We start from the raw sequence: 24984 nt of genomic DNA, 5'->3' as shown, positions 1-24984 counted from the left end.
GCTCTAGACATTCCCTGATGAAGGACTGCCCGATGCGATGGATCCTGGCTTTGGTGGCGCTGTTGTCAGCGAGCGTCAATGAACTGGCCGCGCAAGGAAAAGGCATCCGATTGTGGAATCTGACCACCGCGACTATTTCGGAGTTTCAGCTTTCCCCGGCCGGAAAGAGCGACTGGGGCCCCAACCAGACCCTGAACGACAAGGACAAGGAAGTTGATCACGACGAGCGCCTGCGCATCACGGGGGTACAGCCGGGACGCTATGACGCCAAGGTCGGCTATCGCGGCGCAAAGCACTGCTTCGTTCGCGACATTGATATCAAGGCTGACGCCGTGTTTTCGGTCGCAGACAAGGATTTGAAAGACTGCAACAAGTAGCCGCTACGACCGGACGAATATTCAGCCGAGAGACCACACGGCCTCTCCAGAAGCCTTTTGGTTGTTGCGGGGGTATTCGCAACGCCATTTGACCGCGGTCCATTTCGGATGTTCGCCCACCCACTGGGCGATATAGGGCTGCGCGGCCATGGCACATTGCCGCAACGAAACATCTGAAGAAAACACCAGATGGGTTTCCTCGCAGGTGGCCGGCGAGAGCACCGCACAGACGGTCACGATCAAATCTATAGGGGTCATGCTCGATATCCCTTGAATTGCTCCCGAATAGATAACGCAAAAGCTACGGTAACGGGCGGCGTAAAGTTTCACTACCCCGTGAAAAGTCGGAACCCGGCCGCGCGTCAACCCTAAAAGTTAACGCCAAATACCAGCCGTGCCTGATGGCGTTCGAAATTGACGAGATCAAGGCTGGCAATTGACCCGGCCGGACGCCCCCACGCCTGAACGCTCCAGCTTGCGGTCAGCCGCGAGTGTTTCGACAATTGGAAATAAGCGGTCGGACCGACAAACAATGCCTGTCCTGCCAGTTCCTCCAGGCCGATCCCCTCATATTTCCGCAGGTAACGCGCTTCGCCGCCCAACAGGAAAGCGGGATGCAATTGCGCCATTAGCCCAAGCGCCGCACCTGCGGTGGATTCCCGCTCCATCACACCACTGCCGACAAGGCGCGTCCACTCCGGTTCGTAGATCAGGTTGAACGCCGCGACGACGCGGTTCGGCACGAGCTCCCGGTCGAACGCCAGCCTGAATTCCGTCCCGAAACTCCGGACCCTTTCTGCCGTTGTCTCATCAATCCGATGAGCATGCGCTTCCGTCGCGAAAGTGAGCCCGAATGGGGCCGTTTCCCGATCGAGAAAGCGGTAGCGCAAATCGACGGACCCGCCCTGCCACGACGTCCGGCGCTGGTCGTCAAGACCTGGTACGCCATTGATCAGATGTGACGCAAACGCGCTCCCGATCTCGATTCGAAAATTCTGGACCGGCACAAACTCAAGCTCGAACTCCTGGCCGACGGCCCGATAACGCCCGCCGTTCCTGCCGAAGCGGCCGGTCGTCTCGCTTTGAAACTCTCGTTCGCCGACATTGCCGACATCGGTACCGATCATGAAGCCGAACAGATGCTCGGTATCGATGCCCTCGGCATGGACGCAGACCGGCAGCAGCGCAGCAAGAGACACGACCGCCGCCTGGAAGGTCTTTGCACGCGTAGATATTCGCATTCAGCAGGTCATGGGGTTGAAACGGGTAACTCCGGCGGCGTCAGCCGAGAACATACCCTAGCATGGTGCGGGGACCGTGGGCGAGCCATGCGAACATGTGGGAGAGAGGAATCAGGACCGGATCGCCTTCCGGCGGCCGTCTACAGGGGGGTCCTGTCCACCTTGCAGGATCCGCGCCCTGCTCTTGCTGCAGGCAGTGGAGAACTTCCCTGGGTCGTACAGCTTGGGATCGTACAGCTTGCCCGGCCCGCAGCAACAAGCTGTTGTCGGAGCCGGGCAGACCGTTTCGACGCGTCTATTGACGCGCCGCGCAGGCGTACATGTTGATTTCCATGCCCACCGGCACTTCCACAATCTTCGGAGTTTTCCAACTCATCAGGGTTTCTCCCAAGCAGTGCTGGCACGACATTCGTGCCGGCACCAAAACTAGGTTGACCTCGAACGTAGCGCAAGCTCGGAACATCAGACATTGACGGCATCCCGGCGCATCTGACGCCGGAAACTTCCCTCTTGGGCAAAGCCACTTCGCTCTTGGACAAGGCGAACGAGCGAAAGCGACGAATCGACGTATACGTCGCGTCGGTCACGATTGGCGAATTCGGTTCGCTTGACAAAAACTGTCTGTTGCAGTCGGACACTTCGGGGATGTCGGAGCGCCGGCCGAAGCGCCGACAATCCGACACCGCCTCAGCTACACGCCTCAGCAATCCTTGTCTGCGTCTGCGGTCTTGCTGTCCGCTTTGGCGCCTTCGGCCTGCTGTGCCGCCGTTGGTTCGCCCTGCATCTGCCGCTGCGTATCCTGCGAAGACGCCGCAACGTCTCCGGTCTTTTGATTCATCGTTTCGGTCGGCGGATGTCGATCGGTGCTGCTGGCCATACCCGTCGTCTGGCTGTCGCCCATCTTGGCCGGTCCGGAGCCTGCATCCTTCAAGTTGGCGGCACGGCTCGTATCACAGGGACCAGCCAATGCTGCGCCGGTGCTCAAAACCAGGACGGAGCAACCAGCAATCATGAGCTGTTTCATTTTCATCTGTCTCACTCCTGTTCTCGTGAAGTACGCACGACATGATGAGAGGCAACCGACCCGCTGCCTGCAGGTTCCGGGTGGCTACGCGAATCGCGGCATGTTTAATCTGACGTCCGGGTTTTTGGTGAGGACAGCCGATGGAACCGATTCACCGAGGGTTGATCAGTTTTCTTTTCGCGGTGTGCTTTGCGTCGGGGGCCTTTGCGCAGGACAGGCAGCCTGACCAAACCGCACCAAAGGCCGAGACCGCTGATCCCGTCAACGGGCTGTCACTGACCGGAAAAGAGCGCATGGGCAAGAAGTGGATGGACGAGCAACGGATCGACAATTGCAACGTGCCGATCGACAAGCGCGGGACCAGGCCACGATCCAGCACCTGCCCGCATGTTCCGTCGGGATGATCGGCGACGACGGTGCAACGCCACGGCTGCGCAATGTGATCCAGCGCCGTCGCGCTGTCCGCGACACGGCGACACCGACCGACTGAACTCAAGCAGTGCCACGGTTCAGCCGCACGGCATCAGCCGTGCGATGGAAGCCAAAGCGGCGGCGGGCTCGTGCCCGCCGCGGTTAATCCCAGGCGGCTAATCCCAGGACCAGGCGGAGAAGTCGTTCTCGAATTGCGGGACTTCCTTCCACACGCCCTTCAGCTTCTTGTTCGCGATGGTGATCCATTGCGGCTGGAACAGGAAGCCGGCGACCGCGTCGGTCGCCAGCATGCGCTGTGCGTCGCCGAGCAGTTTGGCGCGCTCGGCCTCGGCCGGTGTTGCCCTGATCTGCTGGTAAAGCGCGTTGAAGGCCTCGTTGTTATAGCCGAGATAGTAATCGGACTCGGTTATCTTCACGAGATCGAACGGCTCGACATGCGAGACGATGGTGAGATCGAAGTTATGCGGACCGTTGCCGGCAAACACCTGCGACAGCCACTGCGCCCATTCGACGTTCTCGATCTTGGCGATGATGCCGACCTTGGCGAGCTGGGCTGCGAGGACTTCGCCGCCCTGCCGCGCGTAGGGCGGCGGCGGCAGCTTGAGGCTGAGCTCAAGCGGCGTCTTCACGCCGGCTTCCGCCAGCAGCTTCTTGGCCTTTTCGGGGTCGTAGGGATTGATGCCTGTCGTGTCGACATAGCCTAGCGATCCCGGCGTATAGAAGCTGCCGATCGGCGTGCCAAAGCCATCGACGGCGCCGTCGATCATCGCCTTGCGATCGATGGCGGCGAGAATGGCGCGGCGAACCCGCACGTCATCGAGCGGCTTCTTCCGTTCGTTGATGCCGACGATGGTCTTGGCCTTGGAGCCGCCGATCAACACATTGAAGCGCGGATCGGCCTTGAACTGCGCCACGCTGCGCGCCACTGCGGCGCGCGGAAATGCGTCGATGTCGCCCGACAGCAGCGCCGCGACCTGCGCTGAGGGATCGCTGATGAAGCGGATGGTCACCTTGGAAAGCTTGATCGCGGCGGCGTTGCGATAATCCGGCCATTTGCTCAGGGTGATCGACGATCCCTTGGCCCAGGCGCCGAGCGTATAGGGTCCGGTGCCGACCGGCTGCGTCGCATTGGTCGGCGCGCTCTTCGGCTCGACGATCGAGCCGCCCGCCTGACCGAGCAGGAACGGCAGGTTCGGTTCGGAATATTTGAGCGCGACCACGATCGTCTCCGCATCGGGCGCGGTGACCTGCTCAAACGCCTGGTAGAGGCTCTTGTCCTTGTTGGTGCTGGTCGGCACCGCGTTGCGATCATAGGAGAACTTTACCGCCGCGGAATCGAACGGCTCGCCGTTATGGAATTTGACGCCCTTGCGAAGCTTGAACGTATAGGTCTTCAGGTCGGCCGACGCCTGCCAGCTCTCGGCGAGTAACGGCGATACCGAACCGTCCTCGTTGATCTTGGTCAACGTCTCATAGAGGTTATAGAGCGTGACCTCGGCAATCGCCGCCGCCGCCGCGTTGGTGGGATCGAGCCCCGGCGGCTCCAGCCCCATGCCCATGACGACGCTGTCCTTCTTGCCCTGCGCCAGGCTCGGCAGCGGCGTTGCGGCGAACGCGGCGATAAGTGCAAAAACGGCTAGCTTCCTGAACATTCGCTTGCTCCCCTGACATATCGCGTGACCAGACTAAGCCAGTCCCGCACAAAAGACTAACTCTCCTCCGACGACACTGGAGGCAATGCCATCACGGCCTCCGCGTGATGGCATGCCGCAAGGTGCGCTATGCCGAAATTGCTCAGCGCCGGTGCGGTGTCGCGGCAATGCTGGTCAGCCAGTGGACAGCGCGATGCGTAGGCGCATCCTGTCGCGCCGGTCGACTGGGAGGCGATCGACTGGGCGCCGCGGCGGCGGCGTAGCCCACCCGCGCGGGCGCGCGGCACGGCCTCAAGCAGCGCTCGCGTATAAGGATGGGCGCAGTGCGCGAACAGATCTTCCGGCCGGCCCTGCTCGACGATCCGGCCGAGATACATCACCGCGATCTCGTCGCAGAGATAATCCACCACCGCCAGATCGTGGCTGATCAGGATGTAGCTCAACCCAAACTCATCCTGCAGGTCTTGCAGGAGATTGAGCACCTGCGCCTGCACGGAGACATCGAGTGCGCTGACCGGCTCGTCGGCGACAATCAGTTTTGGCTGGGTGATCAGCGCACGCGCGATCGCGATGCGCTGGCGCTGGCCGCCGGAGAATTCATGCGGGAACTTGTCCATGTCGGCGTCGCGCAGGCCGACCTGGCGCAGCACGCCGGCAACGCGCTGACGCAGCGCGGCGCGATCCATGCGCCCGAGCGCGGTCAAAGGCTCCGCGACGATACGCGCAATGGTCTGTCGTGGGTCCAGCGAGCCATAGGGATCCTGAAACACCATCTGGAAATCGCGCCGGGCGCGGCGCAACTCGGCAGCCGGCATCCGGTGCAGGTCACGGCCCATCAGCGACACCGATCCCGACGACGGCTGTTCCAGCGCCATCACCAGCCGCGCGAAGGTCGACTTGCCCGATCCGGACTCGCCAACCACGCCGAGGCTTCGGCCCGCCATCACCTGCGCGGTGACGCCGTTGAGCGCATGCACCTGCCCGGCCGGCTTGAACACGCTTTCGCGCGGCAGTGTATAGCGCTGGGCCAGATCCTTGACCTCGAGCAGCGGCGGTTCGGCGGACGGTGACGCCTGGTCCAGCATGGTCATGCACTCAAAACTCCGGCCGCCTCAGCCATCGAAACATCCGTCCTGAGGCAGCGCACGCCGTGGCCGGCGCCGACATCAACCGCCGCCGGCAACGCCACGCGGCAACGGTCTTCGACGATCGCGCAACGGTCCGCGAAGGTGCATCCCGAGGGCAGATCGGCAAGCTCGGGCACGGTGCCGGCAATGGTCTGCAGCCGGGTCCCCTTCCGCGCACCGAGGCGCGGGCGAGCGCGAAACAGGCCCTGCGTATAGGGATGCCCCATGCGCGTGAACACGGCATTCGTCGCGCCGCTCTCAACGACGGTGCCGCCATACATCACCATCATACGCTGTACATTCTCGGCGATGACGCCAAGATCGTGCGAGATCAGAACCATCGACATGCCGCGCTCGGCAACGAGGTCTGCGATCAGGTCGAGGATCTGTCCCTGGATGGTGACGTCGAGCGCGGTGGTCGGCTCATCGGCGATCAGCACGTCGGGCTGGCAGGCCAGCGCCATGGCAATAGTGACGCGCTGCCGCTGTCCGCCGGAGAACTGGTGCGGATAGGCATCGACGCGTTTCGCCGCATCGGGAAGCCCGACACGATCGAGCAAGGCGATGGCTTCCTTGCGGGCCTCTGCCGCCGAGCAATTGGTGTGGCGCCGCAACGGCTCGGCCACCTGACGGCCGATCGTGTGCATCGGATTGAGCGCGGTCATCGGCTCCTGGAAGATCATGCTGATGCGATTGCCGCGCAGCTTGCAGTAATTCGTATCCGACAGGCCCACCAGCTCGCTGCCATCGAGCCGGATGCTGCCGCTGACGACGGCGCTGTCGGGCAGCAGGCCCATCAGCGCGAGCGCGGTGACGGACTTGCCGCAGCCGGATTCGCCGACGAGGCCCAAGGTCTCGCCACGCTTCAGCGCGAAGCTGACGCCACGAACGGCCTGCGCGGGCCCGCGGCTTGTGTTGAGCCGGACGCCGAGATCCCGGACTTCGATCAGAGGTGCGTTGGCGGACTTGCTCATATTCAACGCTCCCGCGCCAGCCGGGGATCGAGCAGATCGCGCAACCCGTCGCCGAGCAGATTGAGACCAAGCACGGCGACGGCGATCGCAGCGCCCGGATAGACCGCGAGCATCGGCGACTGGAACAACAGCGTCTGTGCATCGTTCAGCATGCGGCCCCAGGACGGCTGCGGCGGCTGCGTGCCGAGCCCGAGATAGGATAGCGCCGCTTCGGCCAGGATCGCGAGTGCGAATTGGATCGTCCCCTGCACGATCAGGATCGGCAGGACGTTCGGCAGCACGTGCTCGATGGTGATGCGGAAGCCACCCTTGCCGGAGGCGCGCGCGGCCAGCACGAACTCCCGCGCCCAGATCGCATTGGCCGATCCACGGGTCAGCCGGACCAGGGTTGGAATCTGGAAGATGCCGATGGCGATGATCGAGGTCACCATGCCCGGGCCGGCGACGGCTGCCAGCATGATGGCCGAGAGCACCGCGGGAAACGCGAAGGTGAAATCGCTCATCCGCATGATGAGCTCTTCGGTCCAGCCCTTGCGCGCGGCGGCGATCAGCCCGAGACACACCCCGAAGGTGAGGCCGATCCCGACCGCGATGATGCCGACCATGATGGTGGAGCGGGCGCCGACCAGCAGTAACGACACGATATCGCGGCCAAGCACATCGGTGCCGAGCCAGTGCGCCGCCGACGGTGGCCGCAGCTTGGAGGCCACGTCGATTTCATAGGCCGACCACGGCGTCCAGACCAGCGACAGCAAGGCGGCGCAGAGCACCATCAGGCTGAGCGTGCCGCCCGCAACGAAGCTGCGATGGCGCAGCGCGCGGCGCCAGAAGCCGTTCGCAAGCCGCGGACGCGCAGTGGTGGCCGCAACCTCGACTGAGGCGCTCAGCGGGGTGCTCATAGGTTGTGTACCTTGATGCGCGGATCGATGAAGGCATAGAGCACATCGACCACGAAGTTCACGATGACGACCACGGCTGCCAGCAGCATCACGCAGTTGCGCACCACGATCAGGTCGCGATTGGCGATCGACTGGAAGATCAGCCGGCCAAGACCCGGCAGATAGAACACGTTCTCGATCACGATCGTGCCCGCCAGCAGGTTGGCGAACTGCAGGCCCATCACCGTCATGACAGGGATCATCGCATTGCGCAGCACGTGCCGCCACAATACGTCGCGCTTGCTCAAGCCCTTGGCGCGCGCGGTGCGCACAAAATCCTCGCGCAGCACCTCGAGCACCGCGGAGCGCGTGACGCGAGCGAGGATCGCCGCCTGCACCACCGATAACGAGATCGCAGGCAACAGCAGCGACTTGATCCCGGCAATGATGCTTTCGTCCCAGCCCGCAAATCCGCCGGCCGAAAGCCATTGCAGCTTCACCGAGAACAACAGAATAAGCAGGATGGCGAACCAGAAGTTGGGAAGCGCTATGCCGAACTGCGTCAGCGACATCACGCCCACATCGCCGAGCTTGTTGTGATTTGCCGCCGTATAGATGCCGGCGGACAGGGCCAGCACAACCGTCATGGACATGGACATGATCGCCAATGGAATTGTCAGCGTGAGACGCTCGGCGATCAATCCTGCAACAGGCGTGCCATAGGCATAGCTGTTGCCGAGATCACCCGTCAGCATCCCCGCGATCCAATGGACATACCGATAGTGCAACGGTTGATCCAGCCCGAGCTTGATCGTCAGCGCCCGGACAGCATCGGGCGAAGCATCTGCGCCCATCAGCATCTGCGCGGCGTTGCCGGGCAAGGCATCCAGAACCAGAAAGATAATCAGCGACGCGCCGACCAGCGTCGCTATCAGCGTCAGAAAGCGGCGGAAAATGAAGACGCTCAAGTCCCGATTCCCTTGTTAGCGGCCAATCCCTTGTTAGCGATCAGGTGTGGTGGCAGCCGCATTTTCGTTTAGCCGGCTAGATTCGGCCACCGGCCGAGAAGATCTTGCGAGGCCTCAAACAGCGCGCTGACGCGCAGCAATTCGACGTCTCCACGGAATTGCCCGACCAACTGGATGCCGATCGGCAGGCCGTCCGCATCAAAGCCGCAGGGCAGACTGACGGCGGGATGACCGGTCATGTTGAACGGCATCGTCCAGGGAAACCAGCTCGGCCGCACGTCGCTGAAGACCCGGCCGTCGATTTCGATCGTGCCGAACAGGTCCTGGTCGATCGGAAGTGCGGTTCGGGTGATGGTTGGCATCGCGAGAATGTCGACCCTTTGCAACAATGTCTGAACCCGCCGAAACAGAGCCGTACGGTCAAACATCGCCCGCTGATAGTCAACACCGCTAACCTTCGTGGCCAGCGCCAGTTGCTTCATGAAAGTCTCGCTCAGCACGTCGCCATGGTCGGCCGCAAGCTTCTCGAACCGCGCGCGCCACGCGGTGTGATTGATGGCGCGCCAGATCGGCTCAACCTCAAATCCGTCGGCGGACATTTCCTCAACCTCGGCCCCGAGGGCCTCCAGCCTGGCAAGCGCGACCTTGAATGCAGCGACGACATCGGCCGCAACCGGTCGACCGAGCGGCGCGAGGCAGAATGCAATCCTGCGCCCGCGCAGATCGCCGTTTGGCGCCGATCCCTCGACAAAATTCCAAGGCGGCAATCCGATCGACCACGGATCGGAAGCGTCTTCTCCCGACATCGTCTGCATCATCAGGGCGGTATCTGCGACGGTGCGCGTCGTAGGCGTCACATAGGTCTGGTTGCCGAACGCGTCCTGCACCTGGCTGTGCGGAATAACGCCGTTGCTTTGCTTCAGCCCGACGACGCCGTTGCAGGCCGCCGGAATCCGCGTCGAGCCGCCGCCATCCGTCGCGATGGCAAGCGGCGCGATGCCGCTGGCAACCGCAACCGCCGCTCCCCCGCTTGAACCACCGCTCGAGCGTGCGCCACTCCAGGCATTGCGCGTGCGGCCGAACAACGGCGAATCCGTCAGGCACTTGGTGCCGAACTCCGGCGTCGTGGTCTTGCCCACGAGAATGGCACCCTCTGCCCGCATTCGCGCCACGGCGACCGCATCATGGTCAGGCACGTTGTCCTTGTAGGGGACCGCACCGAAGGTCGTTCGCACTCCCTTGGTGTTGACCAGATCTTTCACGGTGAACGGAATGCCGTGAAGAAGGCCGAGCCGCCCCCCGGCCACCACCTCGCGCTCTGCGTTCCTCGCCTCGGCCATGGCTTCATCCCCACACAGCGTGATGAAGCAGTTCAACTCGGGCTGCATCCGCTCGGCGCGCGCAAGAACGGCACGCGTAATTTCGACCGGTGAAACATCCCTGCGGACGATCCGCGCGCGGAGTTCGGTCGCAGGCAGAAAGCACAGTTCATCGCTCATCGCGCTAAAGTCCCCAGGGTCGAATGACGCAAGGATGACATTCACATTGACTTCAGGTCCAATACCATCGCACAACTGACCCATACGATTTTGGTATGGCAAAAATGGATCTCCGGCGTCTCCGGTATTTCGTTGCCGTCGCAGAAGAACGCAGCGTTGGCCGGGCGGCCGTACGCCTGCGCATGGCGCAGCCGCCACTGTCGGTCCAGATCCGCAAGCTGGAATCGGAAGTAGGAACACCGCTGTTTCGCCGCGGCACGCGGGGAATGGAGCTGACAGCGGCCGGTCGCGCCTTGCTGTCGCGTGCGCGTGAAGCGCTGGCCCTGACGGCCGAAGGCTTTGAGGCAGCCCGCGCGGTGGCGGCGGGACGCCGGGGAAGATTGTCGGTCGGTTACATGTTCGCGTTGGCCCACGCCGTGTTGCCGAGGCTCGTTCCGGAACTTCGACGGTCCCTTCCAAAGGTCGATCTGGAGTTCATCGAACTGAGCGCATCGACGCGTGAGGCGCGGCTGCTGGATCACAGCGTGACTGTCGCGCTGTGCATGCCCGCCATTCGCCACAGCGAGATCGAGATTTCCACGATCGGAAAGCAACGATTGATGCTGGCCATGCCGGCCGGCTCGCAGCTGGCGCGCTCAGCGGCCGTGCCGGTGAGAAAGCTGCAGGGCCGCCCGCTGATAAGCTTGCCCGGGGCTGCCGAGGATCCGTCGACCTCCGTTGTCACGTCGCTGCTGCGGCGGCATCAGGTCAGCATGCCGGTCGCGAACCGGGTCGAGACGGTGCATTCGGCGCTCAGCCTCGTCCTTGCCGGAGAGGGCATGGCGATCCTTCCCGCCTGCGCCCAGCTCGGATGCCCGACCGGCGTCGTGTTCAGGCCTTTCCTCGACGCCGACGATGCCATCGACGTCGCGGTTTGCTGGCGGAGGGATTCTCTCAATCCGCTGGTCCGGAATTTTCTCAAATGCGCGGAAAAGGTGATCCGCTACGCCTGACAGCACATCACCACATCGTCTGCCGCGCGCGCTCCGGCCATTCCCGATCGTATTTCTCGCCGCCAACGGTGTTATCGCTCATCTCGGCAAGGATCTGGCCCGGCGTCGGCAAGCTTCGGGGATCGACGCGCTTGTCGGGATTCCAGAGATCGGCGCGCACGATGGCGCGCGCGCACTGGAAGTAAACCTCCTCCACCGTCATGACGATGACGGTGCGCGGCGCCTTGCCCTCCATCTTGAATGACGCGAGCAGTTCCGGATCGATCGAGACATGCGCGCGGCCGTTGATGCGCAGCGTGCTGCCGGAGCCCGGGATGAGAAACAGGAGCGCGACCCTCGGATCGCGCACGATATTGCGCAGCGAATCGCAGCGGTTGTTGCCGCGGCGGTCCGGCATCATCAGCGTCTTCTCGTCGTGGACGCGAACGAAGCCCGCCAGGTCGCCGCGCGGCGAACAATCCAGTCCCTCCGGCCCGCAGGTTGCCAGCGCCGCGAACGGCGACTTGTCCATCAACACCCGATAGGCCGGCGTGACCCTGTCCGCGACCTTGACCGTCGAGGCATCGTTGGGAAAGCCGTAGATGGCCTCGAGCTGCTCGATGGTCGCGACGACGGTCATTTCCAGTCTCCTTTCAATCGTCCCATTTCTCGCCCTTGATGACGCGGACGAGCTGGCGGGAATGATATTCGGCGCTGCCGGTGTTGACGATGGTCGCGTCGGGCGCTGCCGAGGCGTCTTCCACCGTGCGGCGCAGACGGTTTTCGACCCTGCCGTCGCTGCTTCGTGCCCGCATCGCAATCCGTTCGGCCAGAACGTCTGGCGGCGCGGTGATCGAAATCACCACCACGTCGGCATAGGCGCGGCGCATCGCACCGATCACCGTGCGCGATACGTTGGCGACGATGGTGCGTCCGGCGCGGATTTCGTCATCGATCGCGCGCGACAGCGCGTAGCAATGACCGTGGGCTTCCCAATGCATGGCATATTCGCCACGCGTCAGCGCCTCCTGAAACGTTCCGGCACTGACCTCTTCGTTTTCCTCCGATGCCGAGGCTTCACGCGTAATCACGCGGCGCGGAAACACGATGTTGCCAGCATCGGCACAGGCTGCCCTGGCAAGGCCGAGTAGCGTATCCTTGCCCGCGCCGCTTGGGCCGACCACGAGCACCAGGCGGCCCGGCCCGATTGCAGCGGTCTTGTCTTCGGTTGTGGGTGTCAGCGTCTCCGTCATGCGACCCGCGTCCCTTCCCGCCAGACGCTGCGCACCACCGGAATGTCGCGGGCGACGTGCACCCGGATCAGATCGGCGCGCTTGCCGGGTGCGATCTCGCCACGGTCCGCAAGGCCCACGGCTTCGGCCGGCGTTTTTGTCACCGTGCGAACGGCCGATGCCAGATCGATCTCGGGCACGTGTCGCGGCAGTTGCAGTGCAGCCATCAGCAGGCTCGAGGGGATGTAGTCGGACGACAGGATATCCAAAAACCCCTCGCGGGCGAGATCGACGGCGGCGATGTTGCCGGAATGCGAGCCGCCCCGGACCACGTTCGGCGCCCCCATCAGAATGCCGATGCCGGCCTGATGCAGCCCGCGCGCGGCTTCCATTGTGGTCGGGAATTCCGCCACCGCAACGCGATCCTGTATCGCGTCGGCGACATTTTCTTCGGTCGTATCATCGTGGCTGGCAAGCGGGATTTTATACTGATGCGCGAGGGCCACGATTTCGCGCATGTTGCTCGCGGCATAGGTCTTCTGATAGTGGAAGCGCTTCTCGAACAGCGCATCGAGTTCGGCGTCGGTTTTGCCGCCCCCCTTGCCGCGATAATAGTCGCGCAGCTTGACCTCATCGCGGAACTGGCGCTGCCCCGGCGTATGGTCCATCAGCGACATCAGCCGCACGTCGGGCCGGTCGATCAGCTCCCTGGCTTCCTCGACCACGCTCGGCATCGGAATTTCGCAGCGCAGGTGCAGGAAGTGATCGGCACGGAGCAGGTTCGCATCGCGGGCGGATGTGATCGCCTCCGCCAGCACTCCCGCCCTGCCGTCAACCTCCTCGGCGCCATCCTCGCGCCAGACCCGCAGCGAATCCAGCACGGTGGTGATGCCCGAAGTGGCCAACTGTCCGTCATAGGAGACCACCGCCGCGATCGGATTCCAGAATACCTTTGGGCGTGGCACATAGTGCATTTCCAGATGGTCGGTGTGCAGCTCGATCAGGCCAGGCATGATCAGGTCGCCGCCGGCGTTCTCGCTACCTGACGGCGCGCTTCCCTCGCCAAACTCGGCGATGCGGCCGTCGGCGAAAGCAACCCAGCCGCGCTCTATCACGCGATCGGCCAGCACGATGCGGGCGTTACCGAGGATGGTTTCGTGCTTCGAAGTCATCTCACATTCTTCCTTCATGCCGCAGCGGCAAATGACGTCACGTCAACGATCCGGTCGGCGATCAGATGGCGTATTTCATCGTCATGGACGATCGCCACCATTGCGACCCCCTGACGCTTCTTCTCTCCAATCAACTCCACCACGACCGCGCGATTGGCCGCGTCGAGCGAGGCCGTGGGTTCATCCAGCAACAAAATCGGCAGGTCGGAGATGAAGCCATGCGCGATGTTGACCCGCTGCTGTTCGCCGCCGGAGAACGTCGACGGCGGCAGCGCCCACAGCCGCTCGGGAATGTTGAGGCGGCGCAGCAGCGAGCCCGCCTTCTCGCGGGCTTCCGCGCGCGCGAATCCGTTCGTGATCAAGGGCTCCGCCACCACGTCGATGGTGGCGACCCGCGGCACCGCACGCAGGAACTGACTGACATATCCGATGGTCGAACGGCGCACACTGAGCACCTGCCGCGGCTCGGCCGTGGCAAGATCGATCACCGCGCCCTGATGGCGGATGCCGATCCGGCCGCCATCGCAGCGGTAATTGCCAAAAATCATTTTCAGGATCGAGGATTTGCCGGCGCCTGAAGGACCCGACAGCACCACGCATTCCCCCGGCTCGACATGGAACGAGACGCCGCGCACCACGGGCAGCTCGACGCCGCTTTGCAGGTGCATCGTAAAGGTCTTTTCGGCGTTGGTAATGTCGATCATCGCTGTCATTGGCGCGCTCATGCCGGCAAAATCGAGGAAACGAGCAATTGGGTGTAAGGCTCGCGGGGGTCGTCAAGCACCTGGTCGGTCAGGCCGGTCTCGATGACGCGACCGCCCTTCATCACCATCACGCGATGCGACAGCAGCCGCGCCACGGCGAGGTCATGGGTGACGACGATGGCGGCAAGGCCGAGCTCACTGACGAGATTGCGCATCAGATCGAGCAGCCGCGCCTGCACCGATACGTCGAGCCCGCCGGTCGGCTCGTCCATGAACACCAGGCGCGGTTCTGTCACCAGATTGCGCGCGATCTGCAGCCGCTGCCGCATGCCGCCCGAATAGGTCCGCGGCGCGTCATCGATGCGCGCGGTATCGATCTCGACTCGCTCCAGCCAGGACGAGGCGGTATCGCGGATGCGGCCGTAGTGATTCCAGCCTGCTGCCATCAGCCGCTCGCCGACATTGGCGCCGGCCGAAACCGCCATCCGCAGACCCAGCGCGGGGTCCTGATGCACATAGCCCCAGTCGGTGCGGAACAGAAAACGGCGCTCTGCTTCACCTAACGCGGCCAGATCGCGCAACACGCCATCGCGCATCCGATAGGACACCCGCCCGGCGCTCGGCGCGAGTTGCGCCGACAATAACTGCAAGAGCGTCGACTTCCCCGACCCGGACTCGCCGACGATGGCCAGCACTTCACCGGGGTAGAGCGCAAAGGATACATCGCGGCAGGCAGTCAGCCGGCCGTAGTTCTTGCCGAGGTGTTCGGCGACCAACAGCGGCTCATCGTCCTGCACAACGTCTTGCAGCTCAGCCATGCGCCCTCTCCTTGTGCGGCGCGGCGGTCTCGCTGCCGCGATGACCGGCCAACTGGCGAGACTCGCAATAATCAGTGTCGGAACAGACGAACATTCGGCCGCCCTTGTCGTCAGTGACGATTTCATCGAGATAGGAATCGCCGGCGCCGCACAGCGCGCAGGGCGCGTCGAAGCGGTAGCGCGTGAACGGGTGATCCTCGAAATCGAGCGATACCACATCGGTGTGCGGCGGGATCGCATAGATGCGCTTTTCGCGCCCTGCGCCGAACAGTTGCAGCGCCGGACAATTGTCCATCTTCGGATTATCGAATTTCGGCGTCGGCGACGGGTCCATCACATAGCGCGCATTCACTTTCACCGGATAAGCGTAGGAGGTCGCGATATGACCAAAGCGTGCAATGTCCTCGTACAGCTTGACGTGCATCAGGCCATACTCTCCGAGCGCATGCATGCGCCGCGTCTCGGTCTCGCGCGGCTCCAGGAACCGCAGCGGCTCGGGGATCGGCACCTGATAGACCAGCACCTGTCCCGCATGCAGCGGCGCTTCGGGAATGCGATGCCGGGTTTGGATCACGGTGGCATCCGCCGTCGACGTGGTGGTCGCGACGCCAGCCGTCTTGCCGAAGAATTTTCGGATCGAGATCGCGTTGGTGGTGTCGTCCGAACCCTGGTCGATCACCTTGAGCACGTCATCAGGCCCAAGGATCGCCGCCGTCACCTGCACGCCGCCGGTGCCCCAGCCATAGGGCATCGGCATCTCGCGGCTGGCGAACGGCACCTGATAGCCGGGAATCGCGATCGCTTTGAGGATCGCGCGGCGGATCATCCGCTTCGTCTGCTCATCGAGATAGGCGAAATTGTAAGCTGGCGCATTCATTCGGCGGCATCCTGCACTTGCGGGGCCTCGTTCGCCTCGGCGAATTCCTTGCGCAGTTTGCGCAGCAGGCCGAGTTCGGACTGGAAATCGACGTAATGCGGCAGCTTGAGATGCTCGACGAAGCCGGTCGCCTGCACATTGTCCGAGTGCGACATCACGAATTCCTCGTCCTGGCCGGGCGCGATCACTTCCTCGCCGAGCTCACGAGCGCGCAGGCTGCGATCGACCAGCGCCATCGACATGGTCTTGCGCTCGCTCTGCCCGAACGCCAGGCCATAGCCGCGTGTAAAACATGGCGCTTCGGTCGCCGATCCCTTGAATTGATTGACCATCTGGCATTCGGTCAGCGCGACCGAACCGAGCGGAACGGCAAAGCCGGCATCCTCGGCCATGAATTCAACCTCCACCTCGCCGAAGCGAATCTCGCCGGCAAAGGGGTGATTGCGGCCATAGCCGCGCTGCGAGGAATATCCGAGCGCCAGCAGAAAGCCCTCGTCGGCACGCGCCAGGTTTTGCAGGCGCAGATCGCGATCCGCCGGGAAATTGAGCGGCTCGCGCGTGAGATCACCAACCGGTGCATCGGCATCTGCCGCCGGCGACGGCTCGATCAATCCATCGCGGCCGAGAATGTCGGTGACGCGCGGGGTCGCAGCAGTGGACGCCTCTCCGATCGCGGGCACCTCGGGTGAGAAGCCATCGGCGAGCTGGGGGTCGAGCAGGCGATGGGTGTAATCGAAGGTGGGACCAAGAATCTGTCCACCCGGAATATCCTTGAACGTCGACGAAATCCGTCGCCGCACCTGCATCGCGCTGGTGTCGACCGGCTCGGTCGCGCCAAAGCGAGGCAACGTGGCGCGGAACGCGCGCACCAGGAAAATTGCCTCGATCAAGTCGCCGCGCGCCTGCTTGATGGCGAGCGCCGCCAATTCGCGGTCGTAGAGCGAGCCCTCCGTCATGACGCGGTCGACGCCAAGCGAAAGCTGCTCGGATATCTGAGCCAGCGACAGTTCGGGAACATCACGGTCGCCGCGCCGCTCATGCGCCAGCAGACGGTGGGCATTCTCGATGGCGCGCTCGCCTCCCTTGACGGCAACGTACATGGTCAGCCTCCCCTCACGAGCCGCGTCGTGCGCGGTATGGCGACGATGGAATCGTCATGAACCAGCACGACATCGATGCCGCGCGGAAACAGTGCGGCGTTTATGGCCAACCGCTCGAACAGATCACGCGGCTGGATTGAAGCGCGAAGCGCTGCCGAGCCGTCGATGCCGGGGCCCTGCAGCTCGACCACGGGGCCATCCGTCAGGCTCTCGACCTGCAGGATCAGCGTTGTCGAACGGTCCGGATATTCATTGCTGCCGAACGCGAAGCGATCGAGCGCCGGCAGGCTCTGCGGATCGCCTATCAATGCAAAACTGGCGATCGACGAATCCACAACGACCAGCGCGCTGGTGTGGAACTTGAGCCACTTGGCGACATCAGCTGCGGCCGACATCCGGCCGTCGAGCCAGACCGGCGTATCGTGGTCGAACAAGGTCAGCGCGATGGCGGCGGCGCCACGCATCATCGTATCAGGCCCGCCCGCTGCAAGCTGGACGCGCTGGACGCTGCCCGGACACGCCATCGCATCCATCACGGAACGGAAGACCGATTGCGCCGACAACACCTTGTCGGCAAATCCTGCGGGCAGTTCGGCAACGCTCGTCATGTCAGCCCTCACCCCGCACCAGTGTGTAGAAATCGACCCGTGTTGCCGCGGCCTCTGCGACCTTGCGGTTTCGTTTTTCGATCATCGCCGCACGCAGCGGTGCAACGACCTGGGTTTCGATCGCGCCAGCAAGCTCAGCCGACTGCACCATGGCGTCGCAAAGCGCGATCAGCCGGGCCTTCTCCCGATCGCGGCCGAGCGTGTAGCCAAAACCGACCTCGCCGGTCGACAGCCGCACCGCGGCACGCGATACTGTCGCTTCGCCGAGATTGAACGGCGCGCCGTCGCCGCCGACGCGGCCGCGCACCATGACGAGCCCATTCTCGGGCGCGCGCAGGTCTTCGTGCGCGGGCAACGCGACCATTCCGAGACGCCCTTCTATGTCGGCCGTTGCAGAATGAGCCAGCACCGCCATCACGGCCCTGCGCCGCGCCTGCCCGCCACCCTTGTTTTCCATACTTTCGTCGCTCACCATCATATCGGCCTTGCCGGAATCAAGTTGTCTATGATACTAGACAACTTGATAACGAAGCGCCATGACGATTTCGTGACAATGAGGTGATTTTTCCAGATGGCCCGCTTTACGCCATGAGCATCCAGGATACGCCCTCCGGCGTCGCGCTGTGGCGGCAGGTCGCCGACGGCATCGAACGCGGCATCGCCGACGGCCGCTTTGTTGGCGGCGAAAAGCTGCCGGGCGAGATGGAGATCGCCGAAACCTATCGGGTCAACCGCCACACCGTTCGCCGAGCGCTCGCCACGCTCGCTGAACGCGGCCTGGTGCGCGCCGAGCGCGGCAGCGGGACCTATGTCGAGACCCGGCGCCTCGCCTACCCCCTGCACTCGCGAACGCGGTTTTCCGAAATCGTCGGCGCCGGCGGCCGCGAGCCGCGCGGCCAATTCATCGACGCGACCGAGGAAGCCGCTACGCGCGAGCTGGCGCGGGAACTCGGACTGAAGACCGGGGCACCCCTGATCCGGATCGAATCGGTGCGGCTAGCCGACCGCGCGCCGATCTGCGTCAGCACCACCTGGCTTTCGGCCGAACGCTTTCCCAACGCCGGGAAGGTGTTTGCCAATGTGCGTTCGATGACCAAGCTAGTGGCGCATTACGGTATCCGGGATTTTCGCCGTGCGTCGACCCGGATCACCGCCGGTATCGTTGACGCGACCGACGCCGCGCGGTTGGACCTCGCGCTCGGACGTCCCGTGCTCGTGGTCGACAGCACCGACGTCGATACCGGCGGCGAGCCGCTGACGACCAAGCGTTCGCGCTTTGCTGCGGAACGCGTCGAGTTTTTGGTGGAGAATAGTTGACAGCTCGTAGGGTGGGCAAAGCGAAGCGTGCCCACCCTTTATGCCAAAGATTCGGAAAGATGGTGGGCACGCTTCGCTTTGCCCACCCCACTGAGTTACGGATTCATCACGCGATTGCCCGCTGTCCGATGATGGCAAAGCGCAATTTGCCCGAGATCCAGTCGATCGCGGCGACCGCGACCAAAATCATCAGGATCAGGAACGAGACCTTCTGCCACTCCAGCACCCGGATCTGCTCGGCCAGCTGCAAGCCGATGCCACCCGCGCCGACGATACCGATGATGGTGGCCGAGCGGGTATTCGATTCAATGAAATAGAGCACCTGCCCCGCTATAACAGGCAGCACCTGCGGCATCAGGCCGAAGCGTATTTCATGCAGCGCGTTGCCGCCGGAAGCCCTGATGCCCTCGACCTGCTTCCTGTCGGCGGCCTCGATGGCTTCGGAAAACAATTTGCCGAACGCGCCGAAGTCGGACAGCGCGATCGCCAGCACACCGGCAAACGGGCCGAGGCCAACGACGTTGATCCACACCAGCGCCCAGATCAGCGTATCGACACCGCGGACGGAATCGAGGAACCGGCGCACCGGGAAGCGAAGCAGGTTCGACGGAATGATGTTCCGCGCCGCCAGCAGGCTGACCGGCAGCGCTGCAACGGCGGCCAAGGTCGTACCAAGCAGCGCGATCGACAGCGTCTCACCGAGGGCTGCGAGGTAGGCGGGCAGCGAGGAGCCGGGATCGGGTGGAATCATCATCACCGTGATCCAGCCGAGCTGGCTCAGGCCCGACACCAATTTGGCCGGCGAGAAGCCGAGATCGACCAACCCGAATACGAAGATCGCGAACACAGCCAAAATCATCGCCGGCATGGCGAGGCGCGCGGATGCGGGCCGGTCGAAGACGTCAGGATATTTGGTCCGGAGCGCATCTGTATCCGGTTTCGGCAACTGGCTCATGCGCGCGCCTCCTTGCCGAACAGTTTTCCGCGCAGCCAGCCGGTCGTGATATCGATGACGCAGACGGTGACGATGATGGTGACGAGGATCGCGCTGACGTCGGAGTAATAGAACTTGCGGATCGCGACGACGAGCTCCTGCCCGATGCCGCCGGCGCCGACAAAACCCATCACCGAGGCCTCTCGGACATTGATCTCAAAGCGCAACAGCGCGTAGCTGGCATAGCCGGCCGTAACCTGCGGCAACACCGCAAAGCGCATGCAGGAGAGCCAGCTTGCACCGGTCGAACGCACACCCTCGACCGGTTTCATGTCGGCGTTCTCGACGATCTCGGAGAACAACTTTCCGAGCGCACCGGCGGAATGTACGGCGATTGCAAGTACGCCCGCCATCGGCCCGAGGCCGAAGGCGATGACGAAAATGAGCGCGAATACGATGCCGGGGACGGTGCGCGCTAATTCGAGGAGACGCCGGAGGACGAACCGCAGCCATGGCGCAGGCGACGTGTTTTGCGCGGCGAAGAAATTCAGCGCAAAGGCAATGACCGCGCCGGTCAGGGTGCCGACATAGCTGATGAGAATGGTCTCGCCGAGCATCTTGAGCCACTTCTGCCAGCCCCAGAACCATTCACCGAAATTGGTCCATACCCGCGTGCCGTCTTCCAGGGTAAGAATGCGGTCGAAATAGCTGACGAAGTTGCCGAAATAGCTGAAGAGCGTGCGCAGATTCACTTCCGCGCCGATCGCTGCGATAATCAACGCGGCGAAGAATGCCACCGCCGCCAAAGTCACCTTCAAACGCTTGCGCGCGACCGCCTTGCGATAGGTATCGTTGAGCACCGCAAGTTGCTGGTCTGGAAGGATGGATATGGCATTCGCCATCGGGATCACTGTGCCAACGAGTGTTAAACAGAACGGGTGTCAGACAAAAAAGGCCGGGTCGCTTGGACCCGGCCAAGCTCGTCTAGGTCTATTGATCAGGACGCCTTCTTTTTACGCAACGCATCGACGAACTTGATCAATTCGATAGTGCCATCCCAATCCTTGGTGGTGGCCGGATTGAAACCTTTCTTCTGGCCGTCGGACAGGCGGTCGAACGCCGCCTTGTCTTTGGTCGGCGCTTCGGTGAACGCCTTGGCAATCGCGGCCTTCAGATCGGCGGGTAAATCCGAATTATAGGCATAGGGTCCGTTGATGATCGGAGCCGATTTGTGGATGATCCGGAAATCGTCCTTCTTCACCGGCGAGCCGTCGGCATTCTTCAGCATGCCCTTGTGCAGCATCTGGGAGAGCGTCGAATCCTCGTCGTTGGTCCACTGGTTGGCGGCGACCTCGACGGTGCCCTGCGACAGCGCCAGCATGGCGTTCTCGTGGCTGCCGGTGAACACGACCTTGCCGAAATAGCCATCGGCGTCGGAAATGCCGAGCTTGTCGAGCTCGAAGCGCGGCACGTTGTTGCCCGACGTCGAATTCGGATCGACCAGGCCGAGGTTCTTGCCCTTCAACTGATCGATATTCTTGTAAGAGCTCGACGCCTTGACGAAGAACACGGAATAATAGCCGGTCGAACCGTCGGCATTGATGTCGTTGGCGAAGGCATCGGTCTTGACGCCGGTCAGCCGGGCGCGGGCGAACGACGCCGAGCCGTAGCTTGCGATATGGATGTTGCCGGCGCGCTGGCCTTCGATCACGGCGGCGTAGTCATTGGCGATGCGCAGTGTGACCTTGATGCCGAGCTCCTTCGACAAATAGGCCACGAAAGGCGTCCAACGCTCGGTCACGCCCGAAGCGTTTTCGGCCGGCACCACCGCAAAAGTCAGTTCCGGATATTTGCTCTTCCAGTCCTGCGCCGCGGCGGAAGCGGTAAACGCCAGCGCGACCGCGCCTGCAAGAACGATACGACGAGTGATCATGGTGAGCCCTCTTGTTGTGGTTACGCCTCTTCGCCGGTTGCAGGTTTGCAACCGGCTACCCTGTACCGAAGTGAAACTCAGGCTGCGGCGGCCGTGCCCAGTTCAGGCATCGCCGCACCGTCGGGTGCCTGCGCGGGCGCGGCACCCATGACGTCATCGGCTTCGAGATCGTACAGTTCGCGAGCGATACGATCGGTCAGCGTCTCAGGCGCGCCGTCGAACACCACGCGCCCGGCCGACATGCCGATCAGGCGGTCGCAATAGCTTCGCGCCAGGTCGAGTGAATGCAGGTTGCAGATCACGGTGATGCCGAAATGCTTGTTGATGCGCAGCAGTGCGTCCATCACGATCCGCGTGTTGCGCGGGTCGAGCGAAGCAATCGGCTCGTCGGCAAGGATAATGTCGGGCTCCTGCACCAGCGCGCGTGCGATCGCGACGCGCTGCTGCTGGCCGCCGGAAAGCTGGTCGGCGCGCTGGGCGGCGATACCAGCCATATCGAACTGCTCCAGCGCCGACATCGCCAGTGCCCTGTCCTCTTCGGGCCAAAGCTGCGTCAGCGAGCGCCATGACGGAATTTCGGCCAGCCGGCCCATCAGCACGTTGGTCAGAACGTCGAGCCGTCCGACCAGATTGAATTGTTGAAAGATCATCGCGGAGCGCGCACGCCACTGCCGCAGATCCTTGCCGCGCAGCGCGGTCACGTCGACGCCTTCGAAGAGGATGCGCCCTTCGGAAGGTTCCGCGAGGCGGTTGATCATCCGGAGCAGCGTCGACTTGCCGGCGCCGGAGCGGCCGATCACACCGACGAAGCTGCCGGGCTGAATCGAAAATGACGCGTTGTCCACCGCGGCTTTGGTGCCGAACCGACACGTCAAACCTTCCACCACCAGCATGCGCTGCTCCAGAGTTCCGATCGTGAAGCATCGCTAACGGCTCGATCTTACAGTTGTGTGACACGGCTACTGCGGTGCGACGTTCGTCCACAGCCCCGGCCAGCGTCACGTATCCGTCATGATCCCGTCATCAAGCGCATCGAAGACGGGCGGCGCCAATGATCCTTTCCTCGATTGCTGATGGACCCACACCGATGGCCGGCGCCCTGCCCGATTTCCGCGAGCTCGATGTCGAGGCCTTTCTCGACAAGTACGAATCGGCCGAAGCATCCGTCCGTCAGCAATTCAACCAGAGTGCCGCATCGTGACCGAACTGTTCATTGAAGGTGGCCGGGCGCTGCTCGGCCATGAGATATCAGAAACCACGTTGCGGATTGCCGGCCGCGAGATCGTCGCCGTGGGCACGGACAACAGCCACAGCTCGCCCGGCATCGATGCCGGCGGCTTGCTGGTGCTGCCGGGCATCGTCGATCTGCATGGCGATGCCTTCGAGCGGCAGATGATGCCGCGGCCAGGCGTCGATTTTCCGATCGACGTCGCACTGATCGACAGCGACCGGCAGGCGGTCGGCAACGGCATCACGACCGTCTATCACGCCACGACCTGGTCGTGGGAGCCTGGCCTGCGCAGCGCGGACAATGCGCGAAAGTTACTGGAGGCGATCGAGCAGATGCGGCCGCAGCTCGCCGCCGACACCCGCTTCCATTTGCGCCACGAGACCTACAATCTCGACGCGGAAAGCGAAATCATCGACTGGCTGTCGGAAGGCCGCGTCGACCTGTTCGCATTCAACGACCACATGGACTCGACCGTCGCCAGCCTCGCCAAGCCGCTGAAGCGCAGCCGGATGGTTGAGCGCACGGGGCTCACCAATGAGGCGTTCGACCGCCTGGTGCAAAGCGTGGTCACCCGCGGCCACGACGTGCCGGCTTCGATCGCCCGGCTGGCGCAGGCCGCCCGCGCGGCTGATGTCCGGATGCTCTCGCATGACGATGAAAGCCCGGCGATGCGGCAAGCCTATCGTGCGCAGGGCGTTGCCATCGCCGAATTTCCGGTCAACGAGGAAACCGCCCGCGACGCTGCCGCAGCCTCTGACTTCATCGTGTTCGGCGCGCCCAATGTCGTGCGCGGCGGCAGCCACACCGGCTGGACCAAGGCCTCCGACATGGTCGCCAAGGGTCTGTGTTCGGTGCTGGCGTCGGATTATTACTACCCGGCGCCGCTGCTGGCGGCATTCCGGCTTGCGGCCGACGGTGTGCTGCCGCTGGCCGCGGCATGGCAACTGATCTCATCAGCACCGGCGCGCGCCGCCGGCCTCGCCGATCGCGGCATGCTCGCCGCGGGACAGCGCGCCGACATCGTTCTGGTCGACGACACGGCGCCGCTGCGGCCACGAATCGTCGCGGTCGTTGCCGCGGGGCGCCTGGTGCATCTGACAGAGGCAAACCGTCTCGTCCGCTCGTCCGTCGCTTCCCGCAAGGCAGTTGCAGCCGCGTAAGACGGCCTTATTCTGGCGCGATGGCAAATTATCCCCGTTACGCGATCTATTACACCTCAGCGCAAGGCAGCGTGCTCGACCGGTTCGGTGCGTCGCTGCTCGGTTACGACGCCCATGGCGGCGACGAACTGCCCTTTCCGGATGGGCTCCCATTGGACTGGCGAGACCTGACGCAGGATCCCCGCAAATACGGCTTTCACGCCACGCTGAAGGCGCCGATGGCGCTGGCCGACGGCAAGGCCGAGGCACGGCTTGCCGCGGCATGCGAATTATTCGCCGATCTGGCCCGGCCCGTACCGGTGATCCAACCGGTGGTCGATTCGATCAGCGGTTTCATCGCGGTGATTCCGGCCGAACCGTCGGCAGAGCTCGAACTGCTCGCCGCCGAAGCGACGAAGGCATTCGATCCGTTCCGGGCTCCCCTCAGCCCGGAAGACCGTGCGCGGCGAAAGCCCGACAAGCTGACGCCGCGCCAGCGCGATTATCTCGACCGCTGGGGCTACCCCTACGTCTTCGAGGAATTTCGATTCCATATGACGCTGACGGGACGGCTTCCCGCAGAACGGCGCGAGCATGTTGTGGCAATGCTGCGCGAGAGGTTTGCGGCAACGGGCATCGGGCCGCTCGCGATCGACGCGATTGCCCTGTGCCGCCAGGAAACTCCGAACGCGCGGTTTCGGGTCATTGGCCGCTGGCCATTGCAGGAATGACGGGCCAGCGTACCAGAATCAAAATATCGAAAACAACCCCATGCA

The 24984-nt window shown here is 63.3% G+C and carries 29 protein-coding genes; 6 read left to right on the top strand and 23 right to left on the bottom strand.

Annotation, left to right across the window (positions count from 1 at the left end):
* Nucleotides 1–32 precede the first annotated feature (32 nt).
* Nucleotides 33–377: a hypothetical protein gene (locus V1294_RS17125; protein WP_334498765.1), complete on the top strand. Its 345-nt coding sequence runs from the start codon at nt 33–35 to the stop codon at nt 375–377.
* 21 nt (nt 378–398) lie between these two features.
* Here the strand turns inward: V1294_RS17125 and V1294_RS17120 are convergent, their stop codons facing one another.
* The 4 genes from V1294_RS17120 to V1294_RS17105 form a co-directional block, all read right to left on the bottom strand.
* Nucleotides 399–635: a hypothetical protein gene (locus V1294_RS17120; protein WP_108512898.1), complete on the bottom strand. Its 237-nt coding sequence runs from the start codon at nt 633–635 to the stop codon at nt 399–401.
* 110 nt (nt 636–745) lie between these two features.
* The gene (locus V1294_RS17115; protein WP_334498764.1) at nt 746–1618 is read right to left on the bottom strand and encodes a hypothetical protein; all 873 of its coding nucleotides are present in this window, start codon (nt 1616–1618) and stop codon (nt 746–748) included.
* 295 nt (nt 1619–1913) lie between these two features.
* Nucleotides 1914–1994 carry a pyrroloquinoline quinone precursor peptide PqqA gene (pqqA, locus tag V1294_RS17110; protein ID WP_108512900.1) on the bottom strand — a complete coding sequence of 27 codons (81 nt, stop codon included), beginning with the start codon at nt 1992–1994 and terminating at the stop codon, nt 1914–1916.
* Nucleotides 1995–2318: 324 nt separating this feature from the next.
* Nucleotides 2319–2648, bottom strand: coding sequence for a hypothetical protein (locus V1294_RS17105; RefSeq protein ID WP_108512901.1), 330 nt, complete (start codon nt 2646–2648; stop codon nt 2319–2321).
* A 134-nt stretch (nt 2649–2782) separates the two neighbouring features.
* On the opposite strand from V1294_RS17105, the gene V1294_RS17100 reads away from it, so the two are divergent.
* Nucleotides 2783–3046, top strand: coding sequence for a hypothetical protein (locus V1294_RS17100; RefSeq protein WP_334498762.1), 264 nt, complete (start codon nt 2783–2785; stop codon nt 3044–3046).
* Nucleotides 3047–3229: 183 nt separating this feature from the next.
* Here the strand turns inward: V1294_RS17100 and V1294_RS17095 are convergent, their stop codons facing one another.
* From V1294_RS17095 to V1294_RS17070, 6 genes are all read right to left on the bottom strand, one after another.
* Nucleotides 3230–4726, bottom strand: a complete 1497-nt coding sequence (locus V1294_RS17095; RefSeq protein ID WP_334498761.1) for an ABC transporter substrate-binding protein — start codon at nt 4724–4726, stop codon at nt 3230–3232.
* A gap of 56 nt (nt 4727–4782) precedes the next feature.
* On the bottom strand, nt 4783–5811 hold the full coding sequence (locus V1294_RS17090; RefSeq protein ID WP_334504681.1) for an ABC transporter ATP-binding protein: 1029 nt from the start codon (nt 5809–5811) through the stop codon (nt 4783–4785).
* A 2-nt stretch (nt 5812–5813) separates the two neighbouring features.
* Complete coding sequence (locus V1294_RS17085) at nt 5814–6827, bottom strand: ABC transporter ATP-binding protein (protein WP_334481917.1); 1014 nt, start codon at nt 6825–6827, stop codon at nt 5814–5816.
* Nucleotides 6828–6829: 2 nt separating this feature from the next.
* Complete coding sequence (locus V1294_RS17080) at nt 6830–7726, bottom strand: ABC transporter permease (RefSeq protein WP_334481919.1); 897 nt, start codon at nt 7724–7726, stop codon at nt 6830–6832.
* Nucleotides 7723–8673, bottom strand: a complete 951-nt coding sequence (locus tag V1294_RS17075; protein ID WP_334498760.1) for an ABC transporter permease — start codon at nt 8671–8673, stop codon at nt 7723–7725. Before V1294_RS17075 ends, V1294_RS17080 begins: the two co-directional genes overlap by 4 nt.
* Nucleotides 8674–8741: 68 nt before the next feature.
* Entirely contained in the window at nt 8742–10172 is a 1431-nt protein-coding gene (locus V1294_RS17070) for an amidase (protein WP_334498759.1), read from the bottom strand.
* A 104-nt stretch (nt 10173–10276) separates the two neighbouring features.
* On the opposite strand from V1294_RS17070, the gene V1294_RS17065 reads away from it, so the two are divergent.
* On the top strand, nt 10277–11164 hold the full coding sequence (locus tag V1294_RS17065; protein ID WP_334498758.1) for a LysR family transcriptional regulator: 888 nt from the start codon (nt 10277–10279) through the stop codon (nt 11162–11164).
* 7 nt (nt 11165–11171) lie between these two features.
* Here the strand turns inward: V1294_RS17065 and V1294_RS17060 are convergent, their stop codons facing one another.
* From V1294_RS17060 to phnG, 9 genes are read right to left on the bottom strand one after another with little or no spacing between them, the layout of a single operon-like run.
* Nucleotides 11172–11783, bottom strand: a complete 612-nt coding sequence (locus V1294_RS17060) for a pyridoxamine 5'-phosphate oxidase family protein (RefSeq protein WP_334498757.1) — start codon at nt 11781–11783, stop codon at nt 11172–11174.
* Between the two features lie 13 nt (nt 11784–11796).
* The gene (gene phnN / locus V1294_RS17055; protein ID WP_334481924.1) at nt 11797–12396 is read right to left on the bottom strand and encodes a phosphonate metabolism protein/1,5-bisphosphokinase (PRPP-forming) PhnN; all 600 of its coding nucleotides are present in this window, start codon (nt 12394–12396) and stop codon (nt 11797–11799) included.
* The gene (locus tag V1294_RS17050) at nt 12393–13547 is read right to left on the bottom strand and encodes an alpha-D-ribose 1-methylphosphonate 5-triphosphate diphosphatase (RefSeq protein WP_334498756.1); all 1155 of its coding nucleotides are present in this window, start codon (nt 13545–13547) and stop codon (nt 12393–12395) included. The genes phnN and V1294_RS17050 overlap by 4 nt, the downstream gene beginning before the upstream one ends.
* A 14-nt stretch (nt 13548–13561) precedes the next feature.
* Nucleotides 13562–14260: a phosphonate C-P lyase system protein PhnL gene (phnL, locus tag V1294_RS17045; RefSeq protein WP_334498755.1), complete on the bottom strand. Its 699-nt coding sequence runs from the start codon at nt 14258–14260 to the stop codon at nt 13562–13564.
* A gap of 8 nt (nt 14261–14268) precedes the next feature.
* A complete protein-coding gene (gene phnK / locus V1294_RS17040; RefSeq protein ID WP_334498754.1) occupies nt 14269–15069 on the bottom strand; it encodes a phosphonate C-P lyase system protein PhnK in 801 nt (266 codons plus the stop codon).
* A complete protein-coding gene (locus V1294_RS17035; protein WP_334498753.1) occupies nt 15062–15946 on the bottom strand; it encodes an alpha-D-ribose 1-methylphosphonate 5-phosphate C-P-lyase PhnJ in 885 nt (294 codons plus the stop codon). Before V1294_RS17035 ends, phnK begins: the two co-directional genes overlap by 8 nt.
* Complete coding sequence (locus V1294_RS17030; RefSeq protein WP_334498752.1) at nt 15943–17046, bottom strand: carbon-phosphorus lyase complex subunit PhnI; 1104 nt, start codon at nt 17044–17046, stop codon at nt 15943–15945. Before V1294_RS17030 ends, V1294_RS17035 begins: the two co-directional genes overlap by 4 nt.
* Nucleotides 17047–17048: 2 nt before the next feature.
* Entirely contained in the window at nt 17049–17654 is a 606-nt protein-coding gene (phnH, locus tag V1294_RS17025; protein WP_334498750.1) for a phosphonate C-P lyase system protein PhnH, read from the bottom strand.
* 1 nt (nt 17655) lies between these two features.
* A complete protein-coding gene (gene phnG / locus V1294_RS17020) occupies nt 17656–18129 on the bottom strand; it encodes a phosphonate C-P lyase system protein PhnG (RefSeq protein WP_442895451.1) in 474 nt (157 codons plus the stop codon).
* A gap of 113 nt (nt 18130–18242) precedes the next feature.
* Here phnG and phnF point away from each other — a divergent pair, with 113 nt between their 5' ends.
* Nucleotides 18243–18971 carry a phosphonate metabolism transcriptional regulator PhnF gene (gene phnF, locus V1294_RS17015; protein ID WP_334504676.1) on the top strand — a complete coding sequence of 243 codons (729 nt, stop codon included), beginning with the start codon at nt 18243–18245 and terminating at the stop codon, nt 18969–18971.
* Nucleotides 18972–19077: 106 nt separating this feature from the next.
* Here phnF and phnE (V1294_RS17010) read toward each other — a convergent pair whose 3' ends face one another.
* The 4 genes from phnE (V1294_RS17010) to phnC all read right to left on the bottom strand — a co-directional run bounded on the left by phnE (V1294_RS17010) (nt 19078) and on the right by phnC (nt 22731).
* A complete protein-coding gene (gene phnE, locus V1294_RS17010) occupies nt 19078–19926 on the bottom strand; it encodes a phosphonate ABC transporter, permease protein PhnE (protein WP_334481934.1) in 849 nt (282 codons plus the stop codon).
* Nucleotides 19923–20807, bottom strand: coding sequence for a phosphonate ABC transporter, permease protein PhnE (gene phnE, locus V1294_RS17005; protein WP_334498749.1), 885 nt, complete (start codon nt 20805–20807; stop codon nt 19923–19925). The genes phnE (V1294_RS17010) and phnE (V1294_RS17005) overlap by 4 nt, the downstream gene beginning before the upstream one ends.
* Before the next feature lie 95 nt (nt 20808–20902).
* Complete coding sequence (gene phnD, locus V1294_RS17000; protein WP_334498748.1) at nt 20903–21838, bottom strand: phosphonate ABC transporter substrate-binding protein; 936 nt, start codon at nt 21836–21838, stop codon at nt 20903–20905.
* 77 nt (nt 21839–21915) lie between these two features.
* On the bottom strand, nt 21916–22731 hold the full coding sequence (gene phnC / locus V1294_RS16995; RefSeq protein ID WP_334498747.1) for a phosphonate ABC transporter ATP-binding protein: 816 nt from the start codon (nt 22729–22731) through the stop codon (nt 21916–21918).
* A gap of 304 nt (nt 22732–23035) precedes the next feature.
* Here phnC and V1294_RS16990 point away from each other — a divergent pair, with 304 nt between their 5' ends.
* Together V1294_RS16990 and V1294_RS16985 are read left to right on the top strand one after the other, a co-directional pair.
* The gene (locus V1294_RS16990; RefSeq protein ID WP_334498745.1) at nt 23036–24229 is read left to right on the top strand and encodes an alpha-D-ribose 1-methylphosphonate 5-triphosphate diphosphatase; all 1194 of its coding nucleotides are present in this window, start codon (nt 23036–23038) and stop codon (nt 24227–24229) included.
* A gap of 20 nt (nt 24230–24249) precedes the next feature.
* A complete protein-coding gene (locus V1294_RS16985) occupies nt 24250–24939 on the top strand; it encodes a DUF1045 domain-containing protein (protein ID WP_334498744.1) in 690 nt (229 codons plus the stop codon).
* The last annotated feature ends 45 nt before the right edge of the window (nt 24940–24984 follow it).

It is taken from the genome of Bradyrhizobium sp. AZCC 1678 (assembly GCF_036924765.1).
GTDB classification, from domain to species: domain Bacteria; phylum Pseudomonadota; class Alphaproteobacteria; order Rhizobiales; family Xanthobacteraceae; genus Bradyrhizobium; species Bradyrhizobium algeriense.
The sequence above is the reverse complement of the archived record's forward strand: the minus strand, read 5'-3'. Positions and strand labels throughout refer to the sequence as shown.